Genomic DNA, 5,892 nt, shown 5'->3' on the forward strand with positions numbered 1-5,892 from the left:
GCCTATCACCGGGCCTGGGCAAGGCCGGATGCTCCCGATCCCGCCCTCAACCGTCTAGGCGACTTCCTGTCGGGCCTGGGTGCGATCGGGCTCGGCATTGCCCTGTTGCTGCTCGGCGATCCATTGCTTGCGGCGACCTCCGGCCTGCTGCATGCGCTCGGCAAATTCGGCAGCACCTTCCACAGGCCCGGCACGCCAATTCCGATGTGGCCGGCCGCTTGGCCCGATCCGTTCCGCAGTGCGGTGCTCGCCAGCCGGTTGCCTGCAATGCTGGCGACGACAGTGGCCCTCGGCCGTGCTTTGCCTGAGGTCTGGTCGGGCGGCTCCTTCGCGGCCCTCGCCATGCCACTGACCTTGCTCGGCTGTTATCTCTTGTGGACCAAGGCCGATCTGCTGCTGTTCGGCGTGGGTACCAAGGCGATCCGCCAGATTTCCACATGTTGAGCCCGCTTTTTGAAACGACCGGATGTCGAGATGGAGAATGACATGTTTGGCAGTGTATATCATCAGGACGCCGGCCCCCTATCCTTTCGCGAACGGGTGCGGGCGACAGGTTGGGGCATTCTGACGTCGGCCGGTTCAATCTCGAGAGTGACAGGGATACTTGCAGTTTCGATGTTTTGGGCGATCTCTGCCCATGCCGCGAACGTTGACGTCGCTATCGTGTTCGCGGTCGATTTCTCGTCGTCGATCGATCCGAAGATCGCCGATATGCAACGCGAGGGACATGCCGCGGCACTCACCTCGCCAGAGATCATCGCCGCCATCAGCCGGAATTATGTCGGCTGCATCGGCGTTGCCTATTTTGAATGGTCGAGCCCCGGACACGCACGCGTCGTGCTGCCGTGGACAAGCATCTGCGGACTGGAAGATGCCAAAGCGGCGGCTGCGGTGATCAGCAGGAAAGGCGATACCGGCTTCATCCGCAGAGGGCGAGGCGGAACATCCGTTTCCTCGGCTATCGACATCGGCAGTCTCCTGCTCGACCAGTTTCCGGGAAAGGCGGCCAAGAAAGTCATCGATATCTCCTCCAATGGCGAGAACAACGACGGGCTTCCCGTCCAGCCGAGCAGGTCGAACGCCATAGCCAAGGGATATACGATCAATGCCATCGCCATCCCGACGGAGGATGAGAATCCCGACGAACCTCTGGCATCCTATTTTGCCAGATCGGTCATTGGCGGTTCCCAGGCCTTCGTCATGACGCCGAAGGGGCCAGACGACTACACGATGGCGCTTCGCCGCAAGCTCGTGACTGAAGTAAGCATGAACGACGAGCGTCCGCTGTGAAAGTGTGCCACGCAAGACGAACTTTCGACCCGCCAGACCGAGCGCATTGCACAACAAGACCCGCCCCGCTGCAGCGCGAGACCTTGTAGGTCCGTCAGGACAACAGCCTATCGCCGCAACGCGTGCACCCTTGCCTCGCCTTCGCCGGGCACCGGCAACGCCATGTCGTCATCGAGAAGGCGCGTGATGCGGGCAAAGCCGGTGAACGCTTTCCTTGCTTCCTCGGCCGACATCTGGCCCGACAAGGCGGCCGAGCAACAATTCAGCGCGCACTGATAAACCGGACCGCGCCGTCCCGTCGGCCACTTCCGCAAGAACATCATGGCTTCGGCAACACTATCGATTTCTTCCGCAGGGTGTCCCTGCCCGCGCGAAATCCGCACGGGCGAAAAGAAATGCAATTGATCCATCGTTTCCTCCCGGTCGACCGCAATGCGCTCGATCGAACCCCACCAAACGCGCCAACAGCCGGTTGGTTCCAGATAAAGAATGGAGTCTTTTAGAAATCTGTCAGGCGAAGGCGATCACCCGTGCGGTGGTGAGTGTCGCCTACATTGTCGGGAAGTGGCAGGCGACTTTGCGACCGGGTCGGTATTCCCGTAACTGTGGCCGCTCCGAACGGCAGCGCTCCGCCGCGATTGGGCATCGGGGATGGAAACGGCAGCCCGTTGGAGGGTTCAGAGGGCTCGGTACGTCGCCGGTGAGGATGATGCGCTTGCGCGTCCCACCCGGCGTCGTCTCCACGACGGGAACCGCCGAAATCAGCGCCTGGCTATAGGGATGGGCCGGTGCTGCAAACACGTCTTCCGCCGGCCCTTCTTCGACGATCGAGCCGAGATACATGACCGCTATGCGGGTCGACACCTGGCGCACCACCGACAGGTCGTGGGCGATGAAGATGTACGTGAGATTGAGCTTCTCCTGCAGATCGGCAAGCAGGTTGACGATTTGTGCCTGCACCGACACGTCGAGCGCGGAGACGGGTTCGTCCAGGACCACGAGGTCCGGGTTCAGGGCAATAGCCCGCGCGATGCCGACGCGCTGGCGTTGTCCGCCGGAAAATTCGTGCGGAAACCGCATGACGTGATCCGGCAGCAAGCCGACAAGGTCGAACAGTTCCGCCACGCGTTTGGTGATCTCGCTCGACGAGAGCCTGCCATGGATGCGCAGCGGCTCGGCCACCAGGTCGCCGACGCGCCGGCGCGGATTGAGCGACGCCGACGGGTCCTGGAAAACCATTTGCAGGCGGCGCCGCAGCGGCCTGAGTTCGGACAGCGACTTGGAGGTTATGTCGTTGCCTTCGAACAGAAGCTCGCCGTCCGATATGTCGTAGAGCCTCACCAGGCAACGCGCCAGCGTGGACTTGCCGCATCCGGATTCGCCGACCAGCCCGACCGTCTCGCCGCGCCACACGGTCAGGGAAACATTGTCGACCGCATGAACGGTTCGCTTGCCTTCGGCGGAGAAACGGCTGCCGATGGAAAAGCGCTTGCCCAGCGAACGCGTCTCGAGGATTGGGCGGTTCTTGTCGATCATCGGTCCGCTCATGCCTGTGCCACCCTGAAGCATGCCGCGGCATGGGTGCCGCTCCCGAGGTCGGGCTTGCCGGCCTGGCAGGGCTCGTAGTGAACCGGGCACCGCGGACCGAACGCACAGCCCTGCGGCAATCGCAGCATTGACGGCGGCGAACCGGGAATGGCCGGCAAGCGCCGTGGTTTTTCGCCGGTCAGCGGCGGGATCGAACCCAGCAGCGCGCGCGTATAGGGGTGTCGTGGATCGGAAAACAGTTCCATGCGACTGCCGCGCTCCACCACGCGGCCGGCATACATGACCATGACCCGGTCGGCGAGTTCGGAGACCACGCCCATGTCATGTGTGATGAAGACGACCGCCGACTTGTGCGTCGCGCGCAGCTTGCGCACCAGATCGAGAATGCCGGCCTGTACGGTGACGTCGAGCGCCGTGGTCGGTTCGTCAGCCACCAGAAGCGCCGGATTGCAGGACAAAGCCATTGCGATCACCGCCCGTTGACGCATGCCTCCGGACAGTTGGTGCGGGTAGCGCGACATCGCCTCGTGCGGGTTGGGAAAATTCACCTCGGCCAGCAGTTCCTCCACGCGCTCCATCGCCTTGGACTTGCTGATGTTGCGATGCGCGCGAATCTGTTCGGCGATCTGCCAGCCGATCGTGTAGACAGGCGTCAGCGCCGTCATCGGATCCTGGAAGATCATCGCGATCTCGTTGCCGCGCAGCCGCCTGAGCTCGCGCGCGGGCAGTCCCACGAGTTCGCGGCCTTTGTAGCGGATCGACCCTTCGATGGTGGCGTTGGGATCGGTGATGAGACCCATGACGGCCAGCAGCGACACGGTCTTGCCGGAACCGGACTCACCGACGACGCCGAGGATTTCGCTCTCCTTAAGGTCGAAGGAAACGCCATCGATGGCCCGCACCAGGCCATCATTTGTGCGGAAGGAAACTCTGAGGTCGCGCACCGACAGTATCATGATGTCCTCAGGCGCGGATCGAGAAGGATGTAGACGAAATCGACGACCGCATTGGCGATAACCACGAACATGGACGCATACATCACCGTCGCCATGATCATCGGCAGATCGAGATTCTGCAGAGCGTCATAAGTGAGCTTGCCGATGCCGTGCAGCCCGAACACCACCTCCGTCAGCAGGGCTGAGCCTCCGACCAGCGCACCGAAGTCCAGGCCGAACAGAGTGACGAATGCGATGAGCGACGTGCGCAAGGCATGGCGCAGCAGGATGCGGGTCTCCGACAGCCCCTTGGCCCGGGCCGTGCGGATATAGTCTTCCTGCAGGGATTCGATGATTGCCGCGCGCAGCACGCGCCCGTAAATACCGATATAGAGAATGGACAGTGTGATCCACGGAATGACCAGGGTCAGGAACCAGCCCTTCGGATCGTCGGAGAAATTCTTGTAGCCGAGCGGCGGCACCCAGGAGAACGCCCAGCTGTCGTGGTAGCGGCTCTGGGTGATCAGGTTCATCACCTCGCCCAGCCAGTAGACCGGCATGGAAATGCCGAGCAGCCCTAGCGCCATCAGCAGCTTGTCCAGCCAGCTGCCGCGCGTGGCGGCGGCGGCGATGCCGATGACGATGGAGACGACCACCCACAGGATCGCCGCTCCGAACACCAGCGAGAGCGTGACCGGGATCGAATCCATGACCGCCGGCACCACCTTCCAGCCACGATTGACGAAGGAGGTCAGATCGCCGGTGACGAAGATCTTCTCCATCATCGTCACATATTGCACGTAGAGCGGCCGGTCGAAGCCGAAGCTGTGGCGTACCGCCTCCAGCACTTCGGGCGATGCATTGCGGCCGGCGATGCGCGCAGCCGGGTCGGCGCCCGGCGTTGCGAAGAAAATCAAGAAAACGATGACCGAGATGCCGAACATCACGAACAGCATCTGGCCGAACCGGCGCAGGATTGCGTAGATCATCAGTCGCGCCCCAGCCGAACCTTGGAGCGCGGATCGAGCGCGTCGCGCAGGCCGTCGCCGAAGACATTGAGCGCCATGACGGAAACCGCGATCGCCAGGCCCGGCACCAGCGCCACCAATGGCCTGGTGTAAAGCAGCGCCTGTCCGTCCTGGATGATGGTGCCCCAGCTCGCGGCCGGCGGCTGCACGCCGATCGAAAGGAAGGAAAGGGCTGATTCGGTAAGCATGTTCAGCGCCATCATCAGCGGCACGAAGACGATTAGCGTGGTGGTGACGTTGGGCAGGATGTCGCGCCACAGGATGCGCCACCCCGGCACGCCCAGATTGATCGCGGCCAGCACGAACTCGCTCTTGCGCAGCGCCAGAACCTGCCCGCGTATTGGGCGGGCCACGTAGGGCACGTAGACGATGCCGATGATGATGACAGGCAGCCACAAACTGCCGGACTCGATCTGGATCGGTCCGATCGTGATGCCATGCGCGATGGTGACGATGGAGAGCGAAATCGCCAGCAGATAGATGGGGAACGCCCACAGTATGTCGAGGAAGCGCGACAGCACCGTGTCGGTGACGCCGCCGAAATAGCCGGCGATCAATCCCGCCGCCGTGCCCAGGATCAGGGTGAAGATGGTGGCTGCTCCGGAGATCAGCAACGAGCTCAGCCCGCCATAGAGCATCCTGGCCATGACATCGCGCCCCTGGCTGTCGGCGCCGAGGAAATAATTGCCCAGCCGCCAGGTCGGGCCGAGCGGTGTGTAACCAAGCCCTAGCCCTTCCGTCGACTGTTCCATCACCGGAACGTCGGCACCGTCGATCTGGACGACGGCGTCGAGCGTCGAGGCGAAGGGGTCCACGCCTGCCCATTTTGCATAAAGAGGCGCACTGAGGCAGGCAAGGACGATGAGGAGGAACACGGCCAGCGACGCCATGGCAGCCCTGTCCCTTGCCAGCTTCGCAAACGCGACGGCCCAGGGCCCTCGCGTCTTGCGCGGCGCGGCGACAGCTACGTTCGACACGGACGTGCCCCTCCGCGGTTCGTTACTGCACCCAGGCCATCACTGCACCCAGGATTGGGTGATCATCCAGTTGAACTGACGGTTGAACTTGAAATTGCCAAGACGTTTGCTGAC

General features: G+C 62.7%; 6 protein-coding genes and 1 pseudogene. 2 read left to right on the forward strand and 5 right to left on the reverse strand.

The window, feature by feature from the left end; genetic code table 11:
* A pseudogene (locus EN893_RS15295) lies at nucleotides 1-444 on the forward strand (hypothetical protein); the annotation flags it as partial.
* Nucleotides 445-486: 42 nt separating this feature from the next.
* Entirely contained in the window at nucleotides 487-1,290 is an 804-nt protein-coding gene (locus EN893_RS15300) for a DUF1194 domain-containing protein (RefSeq protein WP_127267727.1), read from the forward strand.
* Between the two features lie 107 nt (nucleotides 1,291-1,397).
* On the opposite strand, the gene EN893_RS15305 is transcribed toward EN893_RS15300, so the two are convergent.
* The 5 genes from EN893_RS15305 to EN893_RS15325 all read right to left on the reverse strand — a co-directional run bounded on the left by EN893_RS15305 (nucleotide 1,398) and on the right by EN893_RS15325 (nucleotide 5,778).
* On the reverse strand, nucleotides 1,398-1,700 hold the full coding sequence (locus tag EN893_RS15305) for a DUF982 domain-containing protein (RefSeq protein ID WP_127267728.1): 303 nt from the start codon (nucleotides 1,698-1,700) through the stop codon (nucleotides 1,398-1,400).
* 139 nt (nucleotides 1,701-1,839) lie between these two features.
* Nucleotides 1,840-2,838 carry a dipeptide ABC transporter ATP-binding protein gene (locus EN893_RS15310; RefSeq protein WP_236383054.1) on the reverse strand — a complete coding sequence of 333 codons (999 nt, stop codon included), beginning with the start codon at nucleotides 2,836-2,838 and terminating at the stop codon, nucleotides 1,840-1,842.
* Entirely contained in the window at nucleotides 2,835-3,794 is a 960-nt protein-coding gene (locus tag EN893_RS15315) for an ABC transporter ATP-binding protein (RefSeq protein WP_127267729.1), read from the reverse strand. The genes EN893_RS15310 and EN893_RS15315 overlap by 4 nt, the downstream gene beginning before the upstream one ends.
* Nucleotides 3,791-4,762: an ABC transporter permease gene (locus EN893_RS15320; RefSeq protein ID WP_127267730.1), complete on the reverse strand. Its 972-nt coding sequence runs from the start codon at nucleotides 4,760-4,762 to the stop codon at nucleotides 3,791-3,793. The genes EN893_RS15315 and EN893_RS15320 overlap by 4 nt, the downstream gene beginning before the upstream one ends.
* On the reverse strand, nucleotides 4,762-5,778 hold the full coding sequence (locus EN893_RS15325) for an ABC transporter permease (RefSeq protein ID WP_127267731.1): 1,017 nt from the start codon (nucleotides 5,776-5,778) through the stop codon (nucleotides 4,762-4,764). Before EN893_RS15325 ends, EN893_RS15320 begins: the two co-directional genes overlap by 1 nt.
* Between the last annotated feature and the right edge of the window lie 114 nt (nucleotides 5,779-5,892).

Origin of the sequence: Mesorhizobium sp. M7A.F.Ca.CA.004.04.2.1 (genome assembly GCF_004022825.1) — a bacterium.
GTDB lineage: Bacteria > Pseudomonadota > Alphaproteobacteria > Rhizobiales > Rhizobiaceae > Mesorhizobium.

Bases quoted from the DNA above. Each gene is read 5' to 3' on its own strand.
- EN893_RS15300 (WP_127267727.1), top strand. From the start codon at position 487: ATGTTTGGCAGTGTATATCATCAGGACGCCGGCCCCCTATCCTTTCGC.
- EN893_RS15305 (WP_127267728.1), bottom strand. From the start codon at position 1,700: ATGGATCAATTGCATTTCTTTTCGCCCGTGCGGATTTCGCGCGGGCAG.
- EN893_RS15310 (WP_236383054.1), bottom strand. From the start codon at position 2,838: ATGAGCGGACCGATGATCGACAAGAACCGCCCAATCCTCGAGACGCGT.
- EN893_RS15315 (WP_127267729.1), bottom strand. From the start codon at position 3,794: ATGATACTGTCGGTGCGCGACCTCAGAGTTTCCTTCCGCACAAATGAT.
- EN893_RS15320 (WP_127267730.1), bottom strand. From the start codon at position 4,762: ATGATCTACGCAATCCTGCGCCGGTTCGGCCAGATGCTGTTCGTGATG.